The following is a 22,584-nucleotide window of genomic DNA, read 5'->3' on the forward strand; positions in this document are numbered from 1 at the left end:
TATCCGCCGAAGGGGGCCCGATCGCATGGACATCACCTGGGACGTCGCACACGCGCGGCTCAGCCACGACCGAATGCTGCACATCGCACAGGCGCTCATCTCGATGCGCCCCGAGACCGTCACGCTGGGCGGCGGCGAGCCGCTGGGCGTACCCGGCCTGTTCGAGATCGTCGAACTGTTCCGCGCCGCCGGCATCGACGTGGTCCTGCGCACGTCCGGCAAGTCGCTGCACCCGTCGATGGTGCGGACGCTCCTGCTGTCGTGCTCACGCATCGAGGTGTGCGCGATGGCGTTCACGCACGCCATGCACGCGCTGCACCTGCTCGACATCGGCGCCGCCAAGCTCGACCGGCACGCCGTGTTCGGCCTCGACGCCACCGGCATCCGCCGCGGCTTCGACCGCCTGGAGGAGTTCTGCGCGACCACCGCGTTCGAACTGACCCGGCTGGGGTTCATCGCGTTCAGCGACACGCTCGGCTCGGACCACGCGCAGTACCTGCAGTCGCTCGCCCCTCAGACCGTGCGGGTGACGGTCGAGACCGCGAACACCTCGGTGGTCAGAGCGAGTTGATCAGGGCGCGCCAGGCAGGGGTGGAGAACGCGAGTACGTCACCGCTCGCGTTCTTCGTGTCCCGCACGAGGGCGTCCTGGGCCAGCGACACCTCGACGCAGCTGCCGCCGCCGTCACCGTTGCTGTAGGTGCTCTTACGCCAGGTCCGCTCCGCCGTCATGGGAATCCTCTCGAAGTGCGCTGACGTACTCCGCCAGCTTGCGCTTCGATTGTTCCGCATCCAGAGCCACCGCATCCAGCCGCTGAAAGAGCCTCCTGGTCCGTGCCACTGCAGCGCTGTCCTGCGCATACACGTTCGCCGTGTCGGTCTCGCTGTACACGACCGGCGCGGCCTTGCCGAACTCGTACAGCGTGCAGGCCGAGCGGAGAGTGCTGACGTGAGCAGGCACGATCCGGAGCATGTGGGTGTTGAAAAGAAGGCGCAGGTACTGGTCCTCGCGAACTGACGGGCTGCCGAGCCGCATCCGCAGCGCCAGTTCGTGCAGGTAGAACATGCACTCCGGGCGGTTCGGCCGTCTCATGATCGTTTGCCGGTCCATGCGCGCTTGGACGAACCTCTCGATGTCGTCGGGCGCCTCGATGTGAGAGTCGACGAACAGCTCGCGCGCGTAGTCGTCCGTCTGCAACAAACCGTGCACGGTCATGATGTCGTAGGAAATGATCTTCGTGGCCATCGCCTCGGTCAGCGCGAGTGTGCGCAGCTTGTCCGGCACCTGAGCGAGGTACAGGTCGAAGGCGTTGTAGTAGCGACTGCGAAACGCGTCGATGAAGTCGATGTTCTTGCCGCACGTGGCCATGTACTGCACGAGATCGACGTCGCTCGCTCGCACCTTGCCGAGTTCGATGTCGGACACCTTGCTCGGATCCCAGCCCAGACTGATGGCCATCGCGCGGCCGTGGAACTGGGTGCACGTCTCCCGCAGGCGGCGCAGCTCGTCGCCGAGCTCCCGGCTGTACGGAGTGGAAATGATCGCAGTCATGCCCAATGACGGTATGGCTTGGATTTGATCCATGCCACTGACTCATTCGGGTGAAAATGAGCTAGAAAATAGCCCCGCGAGCTGCGAAAACGTCCCCGATAGGTTGCATAGCGCCGAGAGCGAGACGCAGCAGCACGCGCGCCTTGCGGGGACATAGCCACCCGGCCATCACCACGCCGCGTTCGATCAGGTCCGACTCCGACCCGACGAACCCGTAGGTGTTGCGGAACGTCGTGCCCGCACCCGTCCGCGTCGCGACCACCACCGGGAACCGGGCCCGCGAGATCGCCTCCGCCATGCCGGCCGACACGTGTCCGGCGCCGGTGGCCGCGACGACGGTTCCCTTGACGTCGAGCCAGTCGAGGATGGCGCCGTCATCGTCCACAGTGGCCTCGATGAGGGGAACCGCCGGCACGTCCAGGGGTCGTGGCAGCGCGGGCAAGCGGTGTGCGGGGTGGAAGTACTGCGCCGCACCCTCGACGACCAGTCCCAGTGGGCCGGGGAACGACTGGAAGGCGTTCATCAGGCTGCTGTGCGCCTTGCGCACCCAGCGGGCGGCGTGGATCTCGTCGTTCAGCACGAGCAGTGCGCCGCGACCGCGGGAATTCTGTGCTGCGGCAACGGACACGGCTGCGGCGAGGTTGGCGGGGCCGTCGGCGCCGGGGAGTCCTGGGTGCCGCATCGCGCCGGTGACGACGATCGGTTCGTCGTGCGGCCAGAGGCAGTCGAAGAAGTACGCGGTCTCTTCTAGCGTGTCGGTGCCCTGGATGACGACGACGCCCCGCGCGCCCTCGGACACCTGCTTGTCGGCCCAGTCGAAGGCTTCCAGCAGGGTCGCGGAGGTGAGCGAGGCGCCGGGGATCGTCGCCAGGGTCGCGATCTCGCCGACTTCCAGACCTCGGACCAGGTCATCAGCGCCGAGTGTCGGTGTCACCGCGCCGGAACCGGTCATCGTGATCGTGCCGCCGAGCGATGCCACCGCCACCCGTGAGTCCATGCACCTCACTCTAGGGTGGATCGCATGACCGGACTCGGACTCGTCGCCTGGCCGCCTGCCCCGATCACGACCGAGCGGCTCGTGCTGCGCGAGTCCGAGGCGGGCGATCGCGAGGCGTTCGTCGAGTTGTTCTCGTCGCCCGAGGTGGGCACCTACGTCGGTGGAGCCGAGCCGCGAGACGAGGTCGAGCGCACGATGCCCGAGGTTCCGGGCAGGCGCACGGGTTTCTTCGTGGTCGCACTCGACGGCGCGATGATCGGCATGATCACGTTCGACGACGCGCAGTTGGGCTACATGTTCCTGCCGGAGGCATGGGGCAAGGGCTACGCGTTCGAGGCGTGCGCGGCGGCGCTGGCGTGGTTCGCCGCCGCGCTTCCCGGTGAGCAGGTCGTGAGCGACTGCCAGGTCGCCAACGAGGCCTCGATGCGCCTACTGGCGAAGCTGGGCTTCACGGAAGAAGAGCGCTATGAGGCTTACGGTGCCGAGCAGTGTCACTGGCGCCAGTAGGTGATGTTGCGGAAACGGGCCTCCGCCCGGCCGCTGCCGTGGTGGTAGACGCCGTTCTTGAAATAGCGCGTCGCCGGGCCCTCGTCCTGGTGCGTGAGCTTGAGGGCGCCGTTGTAGTACGTCTTCACGGTGCCGCGGCCGCCTGATACCGCGGTGTGTTCGACGCGGATCTTGAACCACTTGTTGTAGATGCCGGTGGCGACGACCTGGTTGCTGTCCTTGCGCAGGGTGCCACCGCTGGCGTTCGTGACGTTGAGCATCACGTCGGTGGCTCGGGTGCCGTCGGGGCGGCTGCCGCGCAGGATCTGCACGACGGTCGGGCCGCTGACGCCGGCCGGGATGTAGATCTCGCCTTCCCAGGCGCGCGAACCGCTGGAGTACTCCTGGTTGAACCGCAGTTCGGTGCGCGGGTCCGTCGGGCTGCCTTGGGTGTGCGGCTGGTCGTAGTCGTACACCCACGTCGTGTGGACGCCGCCTTCGAACTTGTACCGCGCGCTGGTCGCGAGGTTGTACGGCTTCTGGACGGTGTAGGTGTACGGCGCCGAGACCCACTGCGCAGACGGCGGCTGAGCGAGGGCCTGAGCCGCCGGGGCCACGAGCAGGGGTGCCGTCAACGCGAGGGCGAGCACGGATCGTCGTGTGTGGAGTGCAGGGGTTTCCACGTTGAATCCCTCCGACCTTCGATAAGTGGTCTGTACCACTGTGAGGTCAGAGGGCGGAGGGAATCAATACTTCGTTCAAATTCCGGAACAACGTTCAGATGGGCGAACTTTTCACATCCCTGAACGGATTTCGTCGAAGGTCGGGAACCTCGTCGCGATGTCGCTTCCGGTGAAGTTCCCGATCCAGCCGTCGTCGTCGTGGAAGAACCGGATCGACACGTAGTCGGGCGTCGTGCCCATGTCGAACCAGTGCGTCGTGTTCGCCGGGACGCTCAGCAGGTCGCCCGCCATGCAGAACACCGCGTAGACCTTGTCGCCGATGTGCAGGTAGAAAACGCCTGCGCCACGGGCGAAATAGCGGTCCTCGTCGTCGTCGTGCGTGTGCTCGGCGAGGAACTTGTTGCGGAACTCGACGGCCTTCGCGCGGTACTCGTCCGTGTCGGCCGGGGTCATCTCCATCGCGTCGACGTAGCCGTAGCTCTCCGTCTCGCTGACGCGGGCGACCTCGTCCTTGTAGATCTCCAAGGCGTTCTCGGCGGTCACACCGTCCACAACGGACCAGCGGCTGAAGCGCACGCCGTGCTCCTTGAGCGCGGTGGTGATCTCCTCGGCGTCGGTGGTGCGCAGGACGGTCTCCTCGGGGCCGGTTTCCGGCCACACGGTCAACAGCGTCATGAGTGCCTCCCCGTAAAGATGTCTCGCGTCTCCACCTTGAAGCGCAGCAACCACTCCAGGCATTCCAGGCGGTGCCGGGCCTGCACCAGGTCGTCGCCCCACACGTACACGCCGTGCCGTGCGACGAGCAGTGCCGGCACCTTCGGGTCGAAGCCCTTCTCGAAGGCATCGCCCAGTTCGAGCATGTCCTGCGAGTTGCGGACGACCGGGATCACGACCTCTTCGTGGGCGTACCGGCCGAAACCCTTGAGCATCTCCAGGTCCTTCAGCACCACGCCGCCGGGCCAGTGCTCCGCCGCGACGACGGTGGCGAGCGCGTGGACGTGCACGACGGCGCCCGCGCCTGCTACGCGAGCGATCCTGGCGTGCAGGCCCGCTTCGGCGGACGGCACCTTCGGCGAGTCGACCGCGTTGCCGTCGGCGTCGATGACGACGCTGTCCTGCGCGGTGATCTCACCCTTGTCCACGCCGCTGACCGTGACCGCGAGCCGGAGCGGATCGCGTTGCAGGACAACGGAGAGGTTGCCGCTCGTGCCGCGCATCCAGCCCATCTGCGCGAAGCGGACGCACTCGCGGGCCAGCTCGGCGGTCACGAGAGCTCCCAGACCGTCGGGTGGGGCGAGAAGTCGGCGTTGCCGTACGGCTCACCGGCGCGCGCGACGCCGACCGTCTTCCAGCCCGCCTCCTGCGCGGCGTGCAGCTCGGCCGGAACGTCGCTGTAGAAGGTGATGTCGTCGCTCTTCAGCACCGAGGCGATCTTGTGGTACGACGCGGCCTCGCGCTTCGGGCCGGCGTTGACCGTGTCGAAGTGGTGCTCCAGCAACGGGGTCAGGTCGCCGTCGGTGGTGTGCTGGAAGAACGCGACCTGGCCCGCGACCGAGCCGGAGCTGAAGATCGCGAGCTTCACGCCGTCGCCGTGCCACTTGCGGATCGCGGGGACCACGTCCGGGAAGAACTCCGCGACCAGGTCGCCCTGCGCGTAGCCCTGCTGCCAGATGAGGCCCTGCAACGTCTTGAGGGGCGTGACCTTCTGGTCGGCGTCCATCCAGTCGTGCAGCGCCTTGACGACGTCGTCGTGCCCGCTGAGCTCCTTGATCTGCCGCACGGCGTCGGCGACCACCGGGTCGTCACCGTGCTGCTCGATCCACGGACCGAGCCTGGGGCGGGCGTAGTCGTAGAGGACGACCAGCACCTGGTCCGTCGCGCTCAGCGTGCCCTCGATGTCGAGCACGACCCACTTGCTCACCGCTGTTCTCCCTCGTAGTACTTGTCGAGCTCCCCGGCGCTGTAGACGCCCCGGTCGGTCACCACCGTCGTGACGAAGCGCGGCGGCGTCACGTCGAACGCCGGGTAGTGCCCCTTGACCCTCGGCGTGGCACTCGGCCTGCCCAGCACCTGCAGCACTTCGGCACCGTCGCGGTACTCGATCTCCACGTGGTCCGTCGTGGGAGCCAGCAGATCGGGTGCCTGCACTTGGGCGTGGAACGGTACTCCGAACGCGTGCGCGGCCACGGCCAGACCCAGTGTGCCGACCTTGTTCACGACGTGCCCGTCCATGGTGACCCGGTCGGCCGCCGTCACCAACGCGTCGACCTCGCCGCTCTGCAGCACCGCGGCGCCCATGCCGTCCGTGATGAGCGTGGTGTCGACGCCCATCTCGATCAACGTCTCCGCGGTGAGCCTGGCTCCCTGCAGGTAGGGCCTGGTCTCGGTGCAGAAGAAGCGCAGCGTCTTCTGCTGGTTCTGGGCGGCTCTGACCGTCTCCGTCAGGTACAGGTCGGCCCAGCAGTGCGTCATGACGGTGGCGTTGTCGGGCAACAGGTTCGCCGTGTGCTCGCCCAGAGCCTGGCTCTTGGCCCGGTACCTGCGGTCGCCTTCCTCGGCGCCCGCGAGTGCGTGCGTGACGTTCCGCGCGGCGTCCACGTGGTCGAGGACGACCTTGGTGGCCTTGCGCAGGGCGTTGTTGGTGCGCCTGGTGTTCTCGAGCACCCGCGCGGTCTCCGCCAGCTGCGCGCGGGCCTGTTCGAACGGCAGCGCCTCCAGGGTGCGTGCCTTCAGCACCATGGCGAACAGCACCGCGAAGTACGGTCCGGAGGACTGGGTGACCATGTCCTCGATGGCCTTCGCGACGTCCTCGGCCGTGCGGCACAGCACCCAGTTCCGTTCGAACGGGAACTGCCGCCGGTCGAGGATCAGCACGCCGTCGCCGGTGAGCCGCACCGAGTCGGCGAGCACCGGCTGCATCAGCTGTACCCGGTGTGGGCGGGGCGCGCGCCGGTCAGGAAGTGCTCGCCGACCTCGCGGGCCTTGTAGACGACCGGGTCGTGCAGCGTGAGCGTGCGGGCGTTGCGCCAGAAGCGGTCCACGCCGTACTTGGCCGCGGTGCCGCGCGCGCCGATCTGCTCGAAGATCCGGCTGGTGACCTCGTTGACGAGCTTGGTGCTGACGACCTTCGCCTCGGAGATCGTCACCGCGACCTCGCCGCGCTTGGCGGCCGTCAGGTTGCGGCCGAATTCGGAGGCCTCCCACAGCTGACGGGCGGCTTCGTCCGCGAGCAGCCCGGCGGCCCTGGTCTGGGACACCATCTCGCCGTAGGCCGCGACGATGTACGGGTCCTCGGTGGCGGACTCGACGCCGCTGACGAACCACGGGCGGGTCTTGGTGCGGGTGTAGTCGGCGGCCTCCGCGAGCGCGCCCTCCGCGATGGCCACGTAGAGCTGGGCGAGCACGAGCTGGAAGCCGAGCGCGGCGAGGCTGACGCGCGGGTCCTCATTGGCCGGCTGGACGCCGAGAACCTCCGTCACCCGGACGTTCTCGAAGGTCACCCCGCCGGACGCCGTGAGGCGCTGACCGATGTTGTCCCAATCGTCCAAGTAGGTGATTCCGGTCGCTTTCCCGTCGAGCAGGAACGTGAGTTTCTCGCCGTTGTCCGTGCGCGTCGCGCTGACCACGAGGCGATCGGCGACAGCGGCTCCGGTGGCGAAGGTCTTGCGACCGTTCAGGACGAAACCACCTTCGGCGGGCGTCAGTTCGAGCGCCGCGTCGAGCGGGTTGCTGACGCCGGCCCAGAACTGGTCGGGCTGGACGCCGAACTGCGCGTCGAACAGCCCGCTGCGCCAGATCTGCAGGTAGTGGTACCCGAGGAGGTGACCGGCGTTGGCGTCGGCGGCACCGATGATCCGGCCGACCCGCTGCTGCTGCGTCCAGTCCCGGACGTTGAGCAGACCGCTCTGCCGGAGCAGTTCGACCTCTTTGGCGGGCGGCTGGCCGGCCCGGTCCCTGTCCGCCGCGTCGGACCTGAGCGTCGCCGCAACCTCGTGCGCGACGTCCAGCCAGTTCGACATCCCTGCTCCTCTCGGTGGTACCCGGTTCAACTTACTTCTTCACACCACCGGGCTAACCACGATGTGAGAGAGACCGTGGCCTGGCAGACTGCGCGCGAACCTCGCTCTGGCGGGGGTCCAACATCTAGGGAGCAATTCGTATGGCGCAGGGCACCGTGAAGTGGTTCAACGGCGAGAAGGGCTTCGGATTCATCGCGCAGGACGGCGGCGGTCCGGACGTGTTCGTCCACTACTCGCAGATTTCCGGTTCGGGCTTCAAGTCGCTTGAAGAGCAGCAGCGCGTGGAGTTCGAGATCGGCCAGGGTCAGAAGGGGCCGCAGGCGCAGGACGTCCGCGCCATCTGATTGAGCTCTTCGAAGCCCGCTCGGCCTCGCGCCGGGCGGGCTTCTTTTGTGCCCAGACGGAATTGGCGGCAACCGAGGGAGTCGAACCCTGCGCGGCTTGTGAAGGCGGCGCCCGAGTACCGGCCCAAACCCTTCGGTCGGGCGACGGCTGCCTTGAGTTGTTCTGCCCCCTAAGAGGGCGCTACGGCATGTGGGATACCCACAGTGTTAAACGTCCACACGCTTGAAACCGTTTCATGTTTAACGCCGGTAGGTGACTCTGGTCACCGTGCGATACCTCCCTGCCATCGCGGCCCTGCTCCTGCTTCCCCTGGTACCCGCCACCGCTGAAGCGGCTCCCGCGGGCACGTTCTACGTCACCAGTGTCCGGACCGGCCTCAACGTCGCCCAGAGCGGCAGTGGACTGGCACTGCACCGCCCCAAGGGCAACGAGGACCGCCAGCAGTGGCGGCTGAGCGACGGGAGGTTCGAGAACACCGACTCGCCGGGCCAGTGCATCACCCGCCAGCTCACCATGGGTTCGTGCTCACAAGGGGATACGGTTCACGAGCCCCGCCAGTTCGGTGATCAATGGGAGTTCTTCGCCCTCGGCGGTGAGTCGCGCTGGTACCTGACGCCGGTCACCGCCCGGACCAGCCCGATGCCGGCGGATCCGCGGCTCGACCAGATGACGTTCCTGACCGCCCACAACGCCTATGCGAACGGGGTGGACGGCGGGTTCGCGCCGCCGTTCGTCAACCTCGCCAAGAACCAGACGCGCGGGATCGTGCAGCAGCTGAACGACGGCGTCCGCGGGTTCCAGCTGGACATCCACCAGACACCGGACGGCGCGATCCTGTGCCACAACAGCTGCACCCTCGTCAGCAAGCCGGTGGCGCTCAACGTCGACGTCCAGCGGATCGTGGACTTCCTGCGCGCCAACCGCAGCGAGATCGTCACGATCTTCCTGGAGGACTACGTCGACGCGAACACGCTGCGCGCCGAACTGCGCAAGGTGCAGGGGCTGAACGACGTGCTGTACCGGGCCGAGGGCGTGCAGCAGAACGGCTGGCCCACGCGCGGCCAGATGCAGAGCAGCGGCAAGCGGCTGCTCATCTTCACCGACCACGGCAAGGACGGGCGCGAGGACTCCGGCGTGCTCTACCAGAAGGACTGGACCGTCGAGAACTACTGGTCGATGGGTTCGGGGCTCGGCAGTTCCGACTGGTCCTGTTACAGCCGATGGGATGAAAAACCGCTCACCGCGACCGGCGCCTTCCAGCCCTTGTTCGTCATGAACCACTTCCGCGACGTTCCGTTCACGAGCACGGCCACGACGGACAACGGCAAGCTCGCGAACCGGGCGCAGCAGTTCTGCCAGCCGGCGGCCAGGAAGAAGCCGAACTTCCTCGCGGTCGATCTCTACCACCTCGGGAACGCGCAGGCGGCGGTCAGCCAGCTGAACTCATACGTATATGGGCCGTAGCCCAAATGCTGGGAGTTGTACGCTCCGCGCATGGCCTCGATCCTGTTCACGCGCGGAGCGCCCTCTCTCGACATCATCGACCAGGAAGGCCTGCGCGAAGCGGCGCAGAAAGCCTTCACGGACGACCCCGGCGGCACCTTCGCGTACGGCACGAGCGTCGGCTACGTCCCGCTGCGCACCTGGCTCGCGGAGCAGCACGGCGTCGCGCCGGAGCAGGTGCTCGTCACCAACGGCTCGATGCAGGCCGACGCGTTCCTGTTCGAACTGCTCGTGCAGCAGGGCGACGACGTGGTCGTCGAGGCGCCGACCTACGACCGCACGCTGCTGAACCTGCGCCAGCGCGGCGCCAAGATCCACGCGATCGAGCTGGAGACCGACGGCATCAACGTCGACGCGCTCGAAGCGCTGCTGGAGAGCGGTGTGCGCCCGAAGCTCGCGCACATCATCCCGAACTTCCACAACCCGGCCGGCTACACGCTGTCCGAGGCGAAGCGCACGCGTCTGCTGGACCTCGCGGCCAAGTACGACTTCGTGCTGTTCGAGGACGACCCGTACGTCAAGGTCCGGTTCGAGGGCGAGCCGCTGCCGACGATGCTGTCGCAGGACGAGAACGAGAAGGTCGTCTACGCGTCGTCGTTCTCGAAGACCATGGCGCCCGGCATCCGCTGCGGTTACCTGGTGGGCCCGAAGGCCGTCATCAAGTCCATTCAGGACATCGCCACCACCACGTACATCTCGCCGAACATGGTGGCGCAGTCGATCGTGAACTCGTACTGCCGCTCCGGCCGTCTCGAGGAGTCGGTCGCGAACGTCCGCACCGCGTTGCGCGCCCGCAAGGACGCCCTGGTCGCCGCGCTGCAGCGCGAGCTGCCGGAGGCCGTCTTCACCGCGCCGCAGGGCGGCTACTTCATGTGGGTCGAGCTGCCGGGCGTGTCGATCGACAAGCTGGTGCCGGTCGCGAAGGAGCACGGCGTCGAGTTCGTGAAGGGCTCCGACTTCCTGCTGGAGGGCGGCGACAACGCTCTGCGCCTCGCGTTCTCGGGCGTCACGCCGGAGCAGATCGACGAGGGCATCACGCGTCTCGGCGCGGCCGTCCGATCGCTCTGATCTGCGCTTCCAGGTGGTCCGGCAGCGCACGTCGCTGCCGGAGCGCCTGACGCAGCCGGGGCAGGGCCGCCCGGAACGCCTCCGGGTCCTTCAACGACGCCGCTAACGCACTGGTCAGCGGCCGTCGCATCCACGCGGCCAGCAGCACGTTGCGCCGCTCGACGACGTCCTCCCCCTGCGCCCGGCCCGCCGCCGGGTGGTGGTGCGCCACCACGTCGTCAACGTAGCAGAGCGCCCACCCCGCCGCCGCGAGGTCCCACGACAGCAACGTCTCCTCGCCGCGGAAGAACAGCACCGGGCTGAAGCCGCCCACGTCCAGGAACGCCTGCCGCCGCACGATGGCCGAGCAGGCCAGGAACCCGAGCACCGCGGGTCCCGCGACCCCCTCGCCCAACGGGCTGTCGCGCAGCAGCGGCGTGATCGGGTCGAGCCTCTCCTCCGGCCCCACCAGCGTGCGCGCGACGATCACCGCCAGGTCCGGGTGGTCGTCGAAGATCGGCTGGGCTCGCTCGATCGCGTCGGGCGCCCACCACGAGTCGTCGTCGGCGAAGGCGACGAACGGCGTCCGCGCCGCCTGCACGCCGAGGTTGCGCGCCACCGCGCCGCGGTTCACCGCCGACTCCAGCAGCAAGACCCTCGGGAAGTCGTTGCGCACACGGGAGACCGTGTCGTCTTCGGACGCGTTGTCGACCAGGATCACCGGCACCGCGAGCTCGCTCAGGAATGCCAGCGTGCGCAGCAGGCTGTCCGCGCGGTTCCGCGAGGCGATGACGACGGTGGTCCGGGCCATGCCAGTCGTCTACCCCGTCGGCCGCAGTCGACACGTTGACATCAACTGACACCAAATCTGGCAGATACTGACATTATGGGCTAGGTTGACGGCGTGGAGACGCTCACCGCCCGCGCCGCGAAGGACCTGCGCACCCGCCTCGCCATCCAGGAGGCGGCCATCGCACTGTGCCTCGACCAGGGCTTCGCCGCCACGTCGACCAAGGCCATCGCCGATCGCGCGGGCGTCTCCGAACGCACGCTGTTCCGCACGTTCGGCACCAAAGCCGCGATCTTCTGGTACGACGCGTTCCTCAGCCGCGTCGTCCGCGCGCTCGTCGCGGCCCCTGATCCCGTTGCGGCGCTGACGAAGGCGGTGCGCACGGCCGTCGACACGATCACGTCCGCACAGTGGGCGCTGGAACTCGGCCGCCGTTCGGTGATCGTCCGCGAACCCGACCTGATCGCGACCGGCACGCAGGAGCTCAACACCGGTGCCGCACAGATCGCCACGATCCTGACCCCGCCGCTCGCCTCCCCCGCACAGGCCTTCGACCTGGTGCTTTTCGCGCGGTTCGCGGTGGCGGGCATGGGGGCGGTCCCGATCCACGCGGACACGACACCGGCAGCGTGGGGCGCGGAACTGGAACGGGTTGTGCACAAAGCCGCGCACGGCGCGTTGGAGCGGTCATGAAGCTCATCACGAACCCGGACACACTGGCCGGTCTCAGCCACGACGAGGCCGAGTGGGCGCCGGCGGGCACGCCGTACGCCGCCTTCCGCCCGCAGTCCACGGAGGACGTTCAAGAAGCCGTCAGGCACTGCGCGGCGAACGACATCCCGATCGTGCCGCGAGGTGCGGGCACGGGTCTGTCCGGCGGCGCCAACGCGGTCGACGGCTGCCTGGTCCTCGACCTCAGCCGCATGGACGGGGTCCTGGAGATCGACCGGGACAACCTGCTCGCCGTCGTGCAGCCGGGTGTCGTGAACGACGACCTGAAGAAAGCCGTTGCCGAGCAAGGACTCTGGTACCCGCCGGACCCGGCCAGCTCGCCGTGGTCGACGATCGGCGGCAACGTCGCCACGAACGCGGGCGGCCTGTGCTGCCTCAAGTACGGCGTGACGCGCGACTACGTGCTCGGCCTCGAAGCCGTGATGGGCGGCCCCGTCGCGTACGGGACCGCGGTGCGGCTCGGCCGGCGCACCACCAAGGGCGTCGCCGGTTACGACCTGACGAGCCTGCTGGTCGGCTCCGAGGGCACGCTCGGCGTCGTCACCGAGGTCACCGTCCGGCTGCGCCCCGCCCCGCGTCCGTCCGGCACCGTCGTCGGCGCGTTCTCCAGCCTCGTCGCGGCAGGTCAGGCCGTCGCGCTGAGCACCGGCCGAGGCTTGCAGCCCGCCGCGCTGGAGCTGATCGACCGCGCCTGCCTGCAGGCCGTCGAGGACTGGAAGCACCTGGGCATCGAGCCGGACACCGAGGCCATGCTGCTGGCCCGCGCCGAGACACCGGACGACGCGGACGGCCTCGTCGCGGCCTTCACCGACGCGGGTGCCGTCTGGACGGAGCGTTCCACCGACTCGACCGAGGCCGAGGCGCTCTTCGCCGCCCGGCGCCTCACCTACCCGGCGCTGGAACGACTGGGCCCGCTGCTGACCGAGGACGTGTGCGTGCCCCGGTCCGCGGTACCCGCGATGCTCGCGCACATCGAGGAGATCGGTGCGCGCCACCAGGTCCGGATCGCGACCATCGCGCACGCCGGCGACGGCAACCTGCACCCGTTGCTGATCACCCCGCCCGGTGACGACAACGCGAGGATCGCCGCGCAGGCGGCGTTCGAGGACATCATCGACCAGGCGCTGCGACTGGGCGGCACCGTCACCGGTGAGCACGGCGTGGGCCTGCTCAAGCGCGACGGCATGATCCGCGAACTCGGCCCGGACGCGTGGTCGGTCCACCGGGCGGTCAAACACACGCTCGATCCCCTGAACCTGTTCAACCCCGGCAAGGCCTGAGGAGTCCGCATGCGCGTTCCGGTAGACGGCGGCGACCTGGCCGTCGAGATCCACGACGGCGACACCCCGCCCGTGCTCGCGATCCACGGCGTCAGCGGCAGCCGCAAGCTGTGGAACTGGCTGGCAGCGCACCACTTCTCGCTCATCGCCCCGGACCTGCGCGGCCGCGGGGACAGCCACGAGGTGCCCGGCTCGTCCATCAGGCAGCACGCCGACGACATGGTCCGCGTGCTGGACGCCCTGGACCTCCAGTCCGTGACGGTGTGCGGCATGTCCATGGGCGCCTACGCGGCCGTCGACCTGGCCGTGCGCCACCCGGACCGGGTGCGGGCGCTCGTGCTCGTGGACGGCGGCTTCCCCATGCCGGCCCACGCCCAGATGACCGAGGAGGTGCTGTCAGCGGCCTTCGCCCCGCAGGTGGCCGCCCGCGAGCGCACCTGGACCGTCGACGAGTACGTGGCCGTCCAGGCCATGGTGAACCCGGTGATCGACCCGGCCGACCCGTTGGTCCGCGACTACTTCGCCCACGACCTGACCCCGGACGGCCACCTGAGGCTGCCGGCCGACACCCTGGTCGCCGACGCCACCGACGTCATCTTCGGCACCTCGCGCTGGCGCGAGCTCACCATGCCGACGTGGTTCATCCACGCCGAGTGGAGCACCGGCCCGGACTCCCCGCCCGCCTACACCGCCGACCAGGCCCAGGCCTTCCGCGCCGAACTGCCCGTCCTGCGCGAACCCGTGCTGATCAACGAGGTCGACCACGGCGGCACCGTGATGACCCGCGCGGGTGCCGTTGTCACCGCGGAAGTGCTCGCGGAGGCACTCAAGTGATCTGAAGCCCGGGGTGATGTGAGCACTGCGCCACACCACTTGGATCCGAGCGCGTCCGCCAGTTAGTGTGTACACCAATGATTAGTACACCAAGCATCCCGGAGAACCCGCTCGAACTGGAGCGGCAGGTCTGCTTCGCGCTGGCCGTGGCCAGCCGGACGGTGATCGCGGTCTACCGCCCGATCCTGGAGCCGCTGAACCTCACGCATCCCCAGTACCTGGTGATGCTGGCGCTCTGGGAGCGGTCGCCGCGCACCGTCAAGGACCTGAGCAACGTCCTGCAGCTCGACCCCGGCACCCTCAGCCCGCTGCTCAAGCGGCTGGAGGCGGTCGGGTACGTCGAGCGGCAGCGGGACAAGGCCGACGAACGCGCGCTCGCGCTGACCCTCACCGAGAAGGGCACCGAGTTGCGCGAGGAAGCGCTCAAGATCCCCTTCAAGGTCGTGGAGCAGCTCGACATGACGTTCGAAGAGCTCGCGCAGCTGAACCAGGTGCTGCACAAGGTGATCGCCAAGGCGACGCGGTGAACCCCGCGCTGAAGGCCTGGTACTACGCCGGTGGGCGCGTGCCGCAGAAGTACCGGGAGTTCGTCCACGACGACGTGACCGGCCCGAAGTGGCTGCTGCGCTTCACCGTGCGCAGTCTCGTGCAGGTCACGCCGCTGACGACGGCCATCACACTGGCACTGGTCTTCGGACTCGGTTCGCCGTGGCCGCTCGCAATTGCGTGCGGTGGGCTCGGTTTCGTTGTAGGACTGTACTTCGCGTTGTCGTATGCACCTGAAAGTGTGGACTACCGGCTCACGAAGTACGGGTACCCGAGAGGGTCGGCGACACAGGGGCGCCGGGAGCGAAACGCCTTGCAGGACAGCGAACGACAGGCGAAGTACGACGCTGTCTGGCGGCGATCCGAGGGGTGAAGACCTATGGCCTTGTCGAGCGATCAGTTCCAGTTCACAAGGCCGCAGGCGCTCACACTCACGGCGGGCGTGTTGCAGCTCGCCTTCGGATGGCTGGACCTGTTCGGTCTTGACCCCAACTACCGGGTCGTCCAGCTCGGCGTCGGGGTGATGGGCATCGTGATGGCGTGGCGGCTCGGCCTCGCGCGGATGTACGGACTCATCCTGCTGCTGGGGTTCGGGATGCTGGCGTTCTCGCTCGACGACGTCACGACCGAGGGCTTCCTCGGGGTGCGGACGGCCCTGATCGGGCTCGTGATCACGCTGGCCAGGCCGGCAAAGCGGGCTCCGAGCTGACGTCGCGGCCCACCGAGTGCAGCGCCGTCACGGTCGCGAAACCGTCCGCCAGCAACGCCGTGTCCGTGCCCGGCACGAGCGACTCCTCGTTGTAGACGTGCACGAGCTCGACCTCGTCGTCGCCCACGTCGTCCACCCGGCTCTGCACCGTGCCGAACCGCGCCAGCTCCGCCCAGCGAAGTCCTCGCACGTCGGCGACGTTCGGCACGTTCAGCGACAGCACCGTGGCCGCGGGCATCTCCAGCAGCACCGGCAGCACGAGGCGTACGACCTCACCTGCCTTGTCCCACAACGGTTCAGGCCCGTCCAGTCCCACGTCGAGCGACGCCGCCAGCGCCGTGACGTCGTTGAGGTGCGCGGTCAGCGCCGCGCCGACGGTGCCGGAGTGCAGGATCGCGCGGCCGACGTTCGCACCCAGGTTCACGCCGGACAGGACCACGTCGGGCTTGCCGCCGAAGCCGCCCCGGCACGCGATCAGCGAGATCAGGCCCGGATGCGCCGCGACCGCGTAGGCCTCGACGTCGAGGCCCGGCAGGGTGCGGCGTTCGCTCGCCACCCTGCCGTTCTCGCCCGCCGCCGCGACCGACGCGCTGGTACCGCTGGCCTGCGTGGACGGCGCCGCCACCACCACTTCGAGGCCGCAGTCGGCGGCGGCCGACGCCAGGGTCCATAGGCCGGGAGAGTCGATTCCGTCGTCGTTCGTGATCAGCGCGCGCATCCGCTCATTCCTCGATCGGCTCCAGTTCCACGCGTTTGCTCAGCTCGCGCACGGCCTCTCCCCCGCCACTGCCGAGGCCGTGCCGGGTCACGTTGACCGCTCCCGCGGCCGCACCGAGCTTCACCGCGTCCGTCAACGACATACCCAGCGCGAGGCCCGCTGAAATCCCCGCGGTCATGGAGTCACCCGCACCACGCGTGTCGACCGGCTCCAGCTGCGGCATCTTCACGAGGTAGAGCTGGTCTTCCAGCAGCGCCAGCGCCGGTTCGTCGGCACGGGACACCACCACGCCGTGCACGCACGAAGCAGCGATCTCCTTGGCCTTCTGGATGAGCTTGGACAGGTCTTCCTCGCCCAGTTCCTCGTGCGAGACCTTGACGACGTGCGGGCCGCCGCGCACGGCCTCGGCGAGCCGGTCACCCGCCAGGTCGACGATCACGCGGCAACCGTTGCCGGTCAGGTCCGAGGTGAGGCGGAAGTACGTGTCGTGGGGCAGCACGCGGTCGTCGGACGGCCCGCTCAGCACGGCCGTGCCCGCGCGGATGCCCTCCACCAGTGCCGACTCGTAGACGTCGTCGAGCTCGTGGCGGGACAGCGCGTCGGGGATCATCTCGACCATCTCGTCCCGGCTGCCGTCGCGGCGGTCGTGCACGTAGGCGCCGTTGCGGGCGGCGACCTCGCGCGCCTTCAGGTCGACGTGCTCACCTTCCAGCAACGTGCGCAGCACACGACCGGTCTCACCGCCGAACGTCGCGCACACAACGGCTTCGACGCCTAAAGCGGCGATCATCCTGGACTGCCAGAAACCCTGGCCGCCGGCGTGCAGGTGCACGTCCGGCTCACCGTCGAGGTCCTCGACGGTGATGGTCAGTTGAGGGGACGGGGCAAATACGGCAACTCGGGCATCCACGACGTTCTGTTACCCGGTGCGGGCACTCGATAAGCGCCCGCACCGGATGAATCAGACATCACGCCCCGGAACCGCCGGTCGGATCCTCCCCGTCCTGCGGTGCGGACGCGCCGCCCGATCCCATCTTCTCGTCGGCGCGCCACTCACCCGGTTGCGTCATGTCGCGGTACTCGTCGACCTCCTGCGGTGTCGGGTCGACACCGGCCTCTTCGGCGAACTCTTCAGCCACTTCCGGATCAGTCATGGCCGACGAGTACCCAGGAGGAGTCAGCAAACGCCTCCGTCACGCCAGACGCCCCACTGGCCGGTGGTGCCGGGCTCCTCGCCCCGCGTCCACCACTGCGCGGTCCACTTGCGGCCGTTGTGCGAAACCACGTTGCCGCCGTTGTAGACCTTGTCGCGCTCCCACGCCGGCTGCGTGCACGGGCCCGGCCCCGGACCGCCGGTGTCCCACGGCACCTGGGTGGACTTGTAGAAGTTGATGCCCATGGTCGTCCAGCGCGGGCCCTGGTTGCCCAGGCGCACCTTGAACTGGTCCCAGTTGTGCGTCGACCACGGCGACCAGGCCAGCTCGGCGATCGCGCCGAGCCTCGGGAACGCCATGAACTCGATGTCGCGGCCGGTCACCAGCGTCTCGCTCCACAGTGGAGCCTCGACGCCGTGGACCGCGGACTCCGGGACACCGCTCAGGTGCGTGCCGGGGTTCCACTCGTAGGCGGTCTGGACCTCGATCAGACCGGCCCACGACAGGCCCAGGGGCGTGCTGGAGTTGTACTTCATGTCCAGGTACGCCTTGTTCGCGGGCGACATGATGACCTTCTGGCCCCGTGCCGCCGCTGCCTGCACCGTGGCGTTGGACGCCGAGGTGCCCCAGTACTGCGGCATCGCGGTGGTGTCGGTCGTGGTCTTCACGAACTCGTGCCAGCCGAGCACGGTCTTGCCGTACTTCTTCACGATCGGCAGGGCCCGGTCCATGAACGCCTGGTAGTCGGCGTCGGAGGTCGCGTGCGCCTCGTCACCGCCGATGTGGAAGTACGGGCCGGGCGTGAGCGCCGCGATCTCGCGCACCACGTCGTCGACGAACTGGTAGGTGATGTCCTTGTTCACGCACAGCGAGGAGTAGCCGACCTCGATGTCCGTGCGCAGCGGCGGGGCCTGGCCGTTGCAGTTGAGCTCCGCGTACGAGGCCTGCGCGGCGTTGGTGTGGCCCGGCATGTCGATCTCCGGGATCACCGTGATCTTGCGCGAGGCCGCGTACTGCACGATCTCGCTGTACTGCGCCTTGGTGTAGTAACCGCCGGGGCCGCCGCCGACCTGCGTGCTGCCGCCGTACGTGGCGAGGCGCGGCCAGCTGTCGACGACGATCCGCCAGCCCTGGTCGTCGGTCAGGTGCAGGTGGAAGTAGTTGATCTTGTACAGCGCGAGCTGGTCGATGTAGCGCTTGACCGTGGAGACCGGGTGGAAGTGGCGGGCCACGTCGAGCATCGCGCCGCGGTAGGAGAACCGCGGGTAGTCGACGATCAGCGTGCCCGGCACGGTCCACGGACCGGCCTGCGCGGTCGTGCTCTCCACCTTGGCCGGCAGCAGCTGCCGCAGCGTCTGCACGCCGGTGAACAGGCCTTCTGCCGTGTTGGCGCGCAGGACGATGGAGTTCGCCGCGACGTCGAGCTGGTAACCCTGCTGGCCGACCGTGCCCGGTGCGCCCGTGAGCAGCAACGAGATGCCGTCGGACGGGGTTCCGGTCGTGTCGGACACCGGGAAGGCGTAGCCGGTCGAGGGCCGCAGGACTCCGGCGAGGAACTCGCCGACGTCACGCGCGGCAGGGGCGGTGTAGATCTTCGTGGCTGCCGTCAGCGCGTGCGTGACACCGCTTCTGGCCTGCACCGAGACAGGGACCGGCACGAGGCTCTGCAGTGGTTCCGCGGCTTGCGACTGCGCGCTCACGGACAGCGCTGCGGTGACAGCGATGACCGCGGCGAGAACGCGAGTTCTCACGACTCCTCCTCACGAGTCGGGGGCGGCGACCCTGCCTCCAGCGTGCTCAACCATCCCTATGACGTCAATGGTCTAGGCCAATTCTTTGTTCGAGACCGGCTCGAAAGCGGCCTTGCGCGCGGCTCTGCGCAGCGTCCGGAGCAGTACGGGGCCCGTCACCGCGACCAGAACGGCGGTGGTGACGGCCCGCATGAGGTCCCAGCCGAGCGACGTGGCGAGCGTGAACGCCGCGAGCCGCACCAGGTTCGTGCCGGGCGAGGAGTCCGGGTCGAAGCTCACCGACGTGCCCTCGCCGACCGCGAACGGCCAGAACGACAGGTTGAGCAGGAAGCCGTAGACGAGCGAGCTCATCACGCCGTACGCCGCCAGCAGCGCGATCTCGGCCTTGCCGCGCCACCGCGGGAGCAGTCCGGCGCCCAGGGCGACCCAGGCCGCGCCGAGCATCTGGTACGGCAGCCACGGCCCGACGCCGCCGGTCAGCAGGGCCGACGCGAACAGCGTGGTGTTGCCCAGCACGAACCCGAACCCCGGCCCGAACACCCGGCCGCCGAGCACCATCAGGAAGAAGACCGTCTCGATGCCGGCGGTGCCCGGTCCGAGCGGCCGGATCGCGGCGCCGAGCGCGGACAGCACGCCCAGCATCGCGATCGCCTTGGAGTCCATGCCCTTGTCGCTCAGTTCGGCGAGCACGACCGCGAGCACCAGCGGCAGCAGCAGCGCGAACGTCCAGGGCGCGTCACCGCCGTGCGCGATGTCGCTGGCCGGCGCCACGACGAGCGGCCAGGTGAACGCGGCCAGCCCGATCACCCCGGACACCGCCAGTGCGACCACCGAGCGCCTGCCGATCGCGATCACAGGGCGGCCTCGACGTCCGCGACCGTCAGCCACGGCCCGAGGACCTTGCTGACCTGCGGGGCGAAGATCGGCGACGACGTCACGACCTCGCGCGCCGGGCCGTCCGCGACGACCTCGCCCTCGGCCATCACGACCACGCGGGTGGCGTACTCGGCGACGAACTCGACGTCGTGCGTGGCCAGGACGGTGGTGCCCGGCAGGTTCTTGAGGACCTGGGCGAGCGCCTCCTTGGCCGGGTAGTCGAGGCCGCGCGTCGGTTCGTCGAGCAGCAGGACGTCCGGGGCTCCGGTCAGCACCACCGCGAGCACCAGCGCGAGCCGCTGGCCTTCGGACAGGTCGCGCGGGTGGGCGTCCGGCGGCACGGAGGCCAGGCCCTGCAGCAGTTCCCGGCACGTTCCGGCGGGTTGCCCGGTCTCGGAGTCGGCCTGGGCGCACTCCTGCGCGACCGTTTCGAGGTAGAGCAGGTCGGACGGCTGCTGCGGCACCAGCGCCACGGCCTGCCGTCGTTCGGCGGGCTTCAGCGTTTTCGGGTCGGCGCCCGCGACGGCCACGGTGCCGGACGTGCGTTTGCCGCTGCCCTGCACCGCCCAGAGCAGCGACGACTTGCCGGAACCGTTGCGCCCCATGAGCGCGACGCGTTCACCCTTGCCGACGTCGAGCGTCACGCCGCGCACGGCCTGGACATCTCCGTACCGGACAACGACTTCGCGTGCTTCGAGGACCGGGCTGGTCTTCGCCACGGTTTCGACCTCGGGCTCGGGGAGCCGGGCGCGCAGGGGTGCGGCACGGCGGCGCGCGTCGCGGACCGAGACCGGCACCGGCTCCCAGCCGGCGAACTGTGCGAGCCGGACGACCGGTGGCGCGACCGGAGCCGCCGCGAGGATCTCGCCGACGTCCCCGATCTTGCCCTGCGGCAGCAGGAGCGCGCGGTCCGCGTACTGCGCCACGCGTTCGAGGCGGTGTTCGGCGATCACGACGGTCATGCCGAGGTCGTGCACAAGTCTTTGCACGGCAGCGAGAACGTCCTCGGCGGCGCCGGGGTCGAGCGCCGAGGTGGGTTCGTCGAGGACGAGGACCCGCGGGTGCGCGGTGAGCGCGGCGCCGATCGCGACCCGTTGCTGCTGACCGCCGCTCAGTGTCGCGAGTGGACGGTCGCGGAGGGCGGCGAGGCCCAGCAGGTCGAGGGTCTCCTCGACGCGCTTGCGCATGACGTCGTTCGTGAGACCCAGTGACTCCATCGAATAGGCGAGCTCGTCCTCGACGTTGTCCGCGACGAAGCCCGCCACCGGGTCCTGGCCGACGAACCCGACCACGTCCGCCAGTTCGCGCGGCGGGTGCGTGGCGGTGTCGCGGCCGTCGACCAGGACGCGTCCGGCGAGCGTGCCGCCGCTGAAGTGCGGGACGAGGCCGTTGATCGCGCGCAGAAAGGTCGACTTGCCGGAACCGGTGCGGCCGACGACGAGGCACAGCTCGCCTTCGGGGATCTCCACGCAGATGTCCGCGAGCACCGGCTGCCCGGTGTAGGTGATCGTGACGTCCTCGAACCTGATCATGTCTCCCTCGCGATCACCACGGGCGCCAGCGCCAGGAGCACTCCCAGCGCGGGAACCAGCGGCAGTTCCGGCACCTGCAGGGGAACCGTCGACGGTGACAGCGCCGGATCGGCCGAGAACACCAGCACGACCGCCCCCGCCATCCCGCTCGCCGCCACCCCGATCGCGGTGGGCGACCACCGGTCCGGCCGGTACCGCGTGCGCGGCACCCGGCGCGCGCCGACCCGCAGGCCCGCGATCGCCAGCACGCCACCTAGTGCGAGCAACGGCCAGCCCGTGCAGGCACCCGCCAGCAACCCGTACGTGCCGATGCAGAGCCCGAACAGCCCTGCCAGCACCAACGTCCCGGTGAGCACCCGGTCCTTGCGCGAGATACCGGCCGTGCGCCCGTAGCCGCGCGAGTCCATAGAGGCGGCCAGCACCAGCGACCGGTCGAGCGCGTCCTCCAGCACCGGCACCAGCATCGTGCGGATCGCCCGCGCTCCCCTGGCCGTGTCACCCCTGAGCTGCCGCGCCCTGCGCACCGACCGTGCGGACGCGACCAGCTGCGGCGCCACGGTCAGCGCCACCACGACGGCGACGCTCACCTCGTACAACGCGGCCGGCAACGACCGCAGCAACCTCCTGGGGTTCGCGAGGGCGTTGGCGGCGCCGACGCAGCTGAGGATCGTCGCGAGGAGCAATCCCTGGTACAGCGCGAAAACCAGGCCCTCCGCGCTGACCGGGCCGCCGACGCGGATGCCCTGGGCCCAGTCCGGCAGCGGGACCTGCGGCAGCGTGAACAGCACGGTCGGACCGGTGACGCCGCCCAGGAACGCGTGCAGAAGGACGCGCAGGCCGATGATCAGCAGACCGAACTTGAGGAACACGCCGTAGGTGCCGGCCCACGGCGTGTTCGCACGGCAGGTCACGACGACCACGCCCGCCACGGCCAGGACCAGGCCCAGCAGCAACGGGTTGGTCGTGCGGCTGGCCGCGGTGGCGAGCCCGAGGGCCCACAGCCACCACGCACCGGAGTGCAGCTTCACCCC

28 protein-coding genes are annotated in these 22,584 nt (G+C 69.1%); 11 read left to right on the forward strand and 17 right to left on the reverse strand.

The window, feature by feature from the left end; translation table 11 throughout:
- The first annotated feature begins 25 nt into the window (after positions 1–25).
- Entirely contained in the window at positions 26–571 is a 546-nt protein-coding gene (locus DFR72_RS28700; RefSeq protein WP_090068324.1) for a radical SAM family protein, read from the forward strand.
- On the opposite strand, the gene DFR72_RS28705 is transcribed toward DFR72_RS28700, so the two are convergent.
- From DFR72_RS28705 to DFR72_RS28715, 3 genes are read right to left on the reverse strand one after another with little or no spacing between them, the layout of a single operon-like run.
- Complete coding sequence (locus tag DFR72_RS28705; protein ID WP_090068322.1) at positions 558–731, reverse strand: DUF397 domain-containing protein; 174 nt, start codon at positions 729–731, stop codon at positions 558–560. The genes DFR72_RS28700 and DFR72_RS28705 overlap by 14 nt on opposite strands.
- Entirely contained in the window at positions 706–1,584 is an 879-nt protein-coding gene (locus DFR72_RS28710) for a helix-turn-helix domain-containing protein (RefSeq protein ID WP_342768679.1), read from the reverse strand. The genes DFR72_RS28705 and DFR72_RS28710 overlap by 26 nt, the downstream gene beginning before the upstream one ends.
- A 28-nt stretch (positions 1,585–1,612) precedes the next feature.
- Complete coding sequence (locus DFR72_RS28715; protein WP_090068318.1) at positions 1,613–2,548, reverse strand: asparaginase; 936 nt, start codon at positions 2,546–2,548, stop codon at positions 1,613–1,615.
- Between the two features lie 24 nt (positions 2,549–2,572).
- Here DFR72_RS28715 and DFR72_RS28720 point away from each other — a divergent pair, with 24 nt between their 5' ends.
- On the forward strand, positions 2,573–3,055 hold the full coding sequence (locus tag DFR72_RS28720) for a GNAT family N-acetyltransferase (RefSeq protein ID WP_090068316.1): 483 nt from the start codon (positions 2,573–2,575) through the stop codon (positions 3,053–3,055).
- Here the strand turns inward: DFR72_RS28720 and DFR72_RS28725 are convergent.
- The 6 genes from DFR72_RS28725 to DFR72_RS28750 form a co-directional block, all read right to left on the reverse strand.
- Positions 3,040–3,717 (reverse strand): polysaccharide lyase family 7 protein, encoded by a 678-nt coding sequence (locus DFR72_RS28725; protein ID WP_143086827.1) that lies wholly within the window; start codon positions 3,715–3,717, stop codon positions 3,040–3,042. The genes DFR72_RS28720 and DFR72_RS28725 overlap by 16 nt on opposite strands.
- A 111-nt stretch (positions 3,718–3,828) precedes the next feature.
- Entirely contained in the window at positions 3,829–4,392 is a 564-nt protein-coding gene (locus DFR72_RS28730) for a 1,2-dihydroxy-3-keto-5-methylthiopentene dioxygenase (RefSeq protein ID WP_090068312.1), read from the reverse strand.
- Positions 4,389–4,985 (reverse strand): methylthioribulose 1-phosphate dehydratase, encoded by a 597-nt coding sequence (mtnB, locus tag DFR72_RS28735; RefSeq protein ID WP_256239447.1) that lies wholly within the window; start codon positions 4,983–4,985, stop codon positions 4,389–4,391. Before mtnB ends, DFR72_RS28730 begins: the two co-directional genes overlap by 4 nt.
- Positions 4,982–5,638 (reverse strand): acireductone synthase, encoded by a 657-nt coding sequence (gene mtnC, locus DFR72_RS28740; protein ID WP_090068308.1) that lies wholly within the window; start codon positions 5,636–5,638, stop codon positions 4,982–4,984. The genes mtnB and mtnC overlap by 4 nt, the downstream gene beginning before the upstream one ends.
- Positions 5,635–6,636, reverse strand: a complete 1,002-nt coding sequence (locus tag DFR72_RS28745; RefSeq protein WP_170176429.1) for a s-methyl-5-thioribose-1-phosphate isomerase — start codon at positions 6,634–6,636, stop codon at positions 5,635–5,637. The genes mtnC and DFR72_RS28745 overlap by 4 nt, the downstream gene beginning before the upstream one ends.
- Positions 6,636–7,736, reverse strand: a complete 1,101-nt coding sequence (locus DFR72_RS28750) for an acyl-CoA dehydrogenase family protein (RefSeq protein ID WP_090068306.1) — start codon at positions 7,734–7,736, stop codon at positions 6,636–6,638. Before DFR72_RS28750 ends, DFR72_RS28745 begins: the two co-directional genes overlap by 1 nt.
- Positions 7,737–7,876: 140 nt before the next feature.
- On the opposite strand from DFR72_RS28750, the gene DFR72_RS28755 reads away from it, so the two are divergent.
- The 3 genes from DFR72_RS28755 (at position 7,877) to DFR72_RS28765 (ending at position 10,652) form a co-directional block, all read left to right on the forward strand.
- The gene (locus DFR72_RS28755) at positions 7,877–8,080 is read left to right on the forward strand and encodes a cold-shock protein (RefSeq protein WP_030479286.1); all 204 of its coding nucleotides are present in this window, start codon (positions 7,877–7,879) and stop codon (positions 8,078–8,080) included.
- A gap of 268 nt (positions 8,081–8,348) precedes the next feature.
- Positions 8,349–9,545, forward strand: a complete 1,197-nt coding sequence (locus tag DFR72_RS28760; protein ID WP_211335561.1) for a PI-PLC domain-containing protein — start codon at positions 8,349–8,351, stop codon at positions 9,543–9,545.
- A 30-nt stretch (positions 9,546–9,575) separates the two neighbouring features.
- Entirely contained in the window at positions 9,576–10,652 is a 1,077-nt protein-coding gene (locus DFR72_RS28765; RefSeq protein ID WP_211335562.1) for an aminotransferase-like domain-containing protein, read from the forward strand.
- Here the strand turns inward: DFR72_RS28765 and DFR72_RS28770 are convergent.
- Positions 10,618–11,442 carry a glycosyltransferase family 2 protein gene (locus DFR72_RS28770; protein ID WP_090068301.1) on the reverse strand — a complete coding sequence of 275 codons (825 nt, stop codon included), beginning with the start codon at positions 11,440–11,442 and terminating at the stop codon, positions 10,618–10,620. The genes DFR72_RS28765 and DFR72_RS28770 overlap by 35 nt on opposite strands.
- 93 nt (positions 11,443–11,535) lie before the next feature.
- On the opposite strand from DFR72_RS28770, the gene DFR72_RS28775 reads away from it, so the two are divergent.
- From DFR72_RS28775 to DFR72_RS28800, 6 genes are all read left to right on the forward strand, one after another.
- A complete protein-coding gene (locus DFR72_RS28775; protein ID WP_090068299.1) occupies positions 11,536–12,114 on the forward strand; it encodes a TetR/AcrR family transcriptional regulator in 579 nt (192 codons plus the stop codon).
- Positions 12,111–13,433: an FAD-binding oxidoreductase gene (locus tag DFR72_RS28780; protein ID WP_090068297.1), complete on the forward strand. Its 1,323-nt coding sequence runs from the start codon at positions 12,111–12,113 to the stop codon at positions 13,431–13,433. The genes DFR72_RS28775 and DFR72_RS28780 overlap by 4 nt, the downstream gene beginning before the upstream one ends.
- Before the next feature lie 9 nt (positions 13,434–13,442).
- The gene (locus DFR72_RS28785; protein ID WP_090068296.1) at positions 13,443–14,267 is read left to right on the forward strand and encodes an alpha/beta fold hydrolase; all 825 of its coding nucleotides are present in this window, start codon (positions 13,443–13,445) and stop codon (positions 14,265–14,267) included.
- Positions 14,268–14,344: 77 nt separating this feature from the next.
- A complete protein-coding gene (locus DFR72_RS28790; protein WP_177224602.1) occupies positions 14,345–14,794 on the forward strand; it encodes a MarR family winged helix-turn-helix transcriptional regulator in 450 nt (149 codons plus the stop codon).
- Positions 14,791–15,186, forward strand: a complete 396-nt coding sequence (locus DFR72_RS28795) for a DUF5313 family protein (protein ID WP_090068294.1) — start codon at positions 14,791–14,793, stop codon at positions 15,184–15,186. Before DFR72_RS28790 ends, DFR72_RS28795 begins: the two co-directional genes overlap by 4 nt.
- 6 nt (positions 15,187–15,192) lie before the next feature.
- A complete protein-coding gene (locus DFR72_RS28800) occupies positions 15,193–15,522 on the forward strand; it encodes a hypothetical protein (RefSeq protein ID WP_090068292.1) in 330 nt (109 codons plus the stop codon).
- On the opposite strand, the gene surE is transcribed toward DFR72_RS28800, so the two are convergent.
- The 7 genes from surE to DFR72_RS28835 all read right to left on the reverse strand — a co-directional run bounded on the left by surE (position 15,485) and on the right by DFR72_RS28835 (position 22,581).
- Positions 15,485–16,240 (reverse strand): 5'/3'-nucleotidase SurE, encoded by a 756-nt coding sequence (gene surE, locus DFR72_RS28805; RefSeq protein WP_090068290.1) that lies wholly within the window; start codon positions 16,238–16,240, stop codon positions 15,485–15,487. The two genes, DFR72_RS28800 and surE, sit on opposite strands and share 38 nt — an antisense overlap.
- A 4-nt stretch (positions 16,241–16,244) precedes the next feature.
- A complete protein-coding gene (locus DFR72_RS28810; RefSeq protein ID WP_090068288.1) occupies positions 16,245–17,150 on the reverse strand; it encodes a 1-phosphofructokinase family hexose kinase in 906 nt (301 codons plus the stop codon).
- A gap of 58 nt (positions 17,151–17,208) precedes the next feature.
- Complete coding sequence (locus DFR72_RS28815; RefSeq protein ID WP_114773781.1) at positions 17,209–17,394, reverse strand: hypothetical protein; 186 nt, start codon at positions 17,392–17,394, stop codon at positions 17,209–17,211.
- Between the two features lie 23 nt (positions 17,395–17,417).
- Complete coding sequence (locus DFR72_RS28820; RefSeq protein ID WP_425459920.1) at positions 17,418–19,118, reverse strand: family 20 glycosylhydrolase; 1,701 nt, start codon at positions 19,116–19,118, stop codon at positions 17,418–17,420.
- Positions 19,119–19,217: 99 nt separating this feature from the next.
- Positions 19,218–20,033, reverse strand: a complete 816-nt coding sequence (locus DFR72_RS28825) for an ECF transporter S component (protein ID WP_090068284.1) — start codon at positions 20,031–20,033, stop codon at positions 19,218–19,220.
- Complete coding sequence (locus DFR72_RS28830; protein ID WP_090068283.1) at positions 19,997–21,553, reverse strand: ABC transporter ATP-binding protein; 1,557 nt, start codon at positions 21,551–21,553, stop codon at positions 19,997–19,999. Before DFR72_RS28830 ends, DFR72_RS28825 begins: the two co-directional genes overlap by 37 nt.
- A complete protein-coding gene (locus DFR72_RS28835; RefSeq protein WP_090068281.1) occupies positions 21,550–22,581 on the reverse strand; it encodes a CbiQ family ECF transporter T component in 1,032 nt (343 codons plus the stop codon). Before DFR72_RS28835 ends, DFR72_RS28830 begins: the two co-directional genes overlap by 4 nt.
- Between the last annotated feature and the right edge of the window lie 3 nt (positions 22,582–22,584).

The sequence above is a fragment of the Lentzea flaviverrucosa genome (assembly GCF_003350445.1).
Taxonomy (GTDB): Bacteria; Actinomycetota; Actinomycetes; order Mycobacteriales; family Pseudonocardiaceae; genus Lentzea; species Lentzea californiensis.

Coding starts and splice junctions, on each gene's coding strand:
- DFR72_RS28765 (WP_211335562.1), top strand. CDS start 9,576: ATGGCCTCGATCCTGTTCACGCGCGGAGCGCCCTCTCTCGACATCATC.
- DFR72_RS28745 (WP_170176429.1), bottom strand. CDS start 6,636: ATGCAGCCGGTGCTCGCCGACTCGGTGCGGCTCACCGGCGACGGCGTG.
- DFR72_RS28790 (WP_177224602.1), top strand. CDS start 14,345: ATGATTAGTACACCAAGCATCCCGGAGAACCCGCTCGAACTGGAGCGG.
- surE (WP_090068290.1), bottom strand. CDS start 16,240: ATGCGCGCGCTGATCACGAACGACGACGGAATCGACTCTCCCGGCCTA.
- DFR72_RS28830 (WP_090068283.1), bottom strand. CDS start 21,553: ATGATCAGGTTCGAGGACGTCACGATCACCTACACCGGGCAGCCGGTG.
- DFR72_RS28730 (WP_090068312.1), bottom strand. CDS start 4,392: ATGACGCTGTTGACCGTGTGGCCGGAAACCGGCCCCGAGGAGACCGTC.
- DFR72_RS28815 (WP_114773781.1), bottom strand. CDS start 17,394: ATGACTGATCCGGAAGTGGCTGAAGAGTTCGCCGAAGAGGCCGGTGTC.
- DFR72_RS28770 (WP_090068301.1), bottom strand. CDS start 11,442: ATGGCCCGGACCACCGTCGTCATCGCCTCGCGGAACCGCGCGGACAGC.
- DFR72_RS28800 (WP_090068292.1), top strand. CDS start 15,193: ATGGCCTTGTCGAGCGATCAGTTCCAGTTCACAAGGCCGCAGGCGCTC.
- DFR72_RS28755 (WP_030479286.1), top strand. CDS start 7,877: ATGGCGCAGGGCACCGTGAAGTGGTTCAACGGCGAGAAGGGCTTCGGA.
- DFR72_RS28720 (WP_090068316.1), top strand. CDS start 2,573: ATGACCGGACTCGGACTCGTCGCCTGGCCGCCTGCCCCGATCACGACC.
- DFR72_RS28710 (WP_342768679.1), bottom strand. CDS start 1,584: ATGGATCAAATCCAAGCCATACCGTCATTGGGCATGACTGCGATCATT.
- DFR72_RS28750 (WP_090068306.1), bottom strand. CDS start 7,736: ATGTCGAACTGGCTGGACGTCGCGCACGAGGTTGCGGCGACGCTCAGG.
- DFR72_RS28715 (WP_090068318.1), bottom strand. CDS start 2,548: ATGGACTCACGGGTGGCGGTGGCATCGCTCGGCGGCACGATCACGATG.
- DFR72_RS28700 (WP_090068324.1), top strand. CDS start 26: ATGGACATCACCTGGGACGTCGCACACGCGCGGCTCAGCCACGACCGA.
- DFR72_RS28705 (WP_090068322.1), bottom strand. CDS start 731: ATGACGGCGGAGCGGACCTGGCGTAAGAGCACCTACAGCAACGGTGAC.
- DFR72_RS28780 (WP_090068297.1), top strand. CDS start 12,111: ATGAAGCTCATCACGAACCCGGACACACTGGCCGGTCTCAGCCACGAC.
- DFR72_RS28785 (WP_090068296.1), top strand. CDS start 13,443: ATGCGCGTTCCGGTAGACGGCGGCGACCTGGCCGTCGAGATCCACGAC.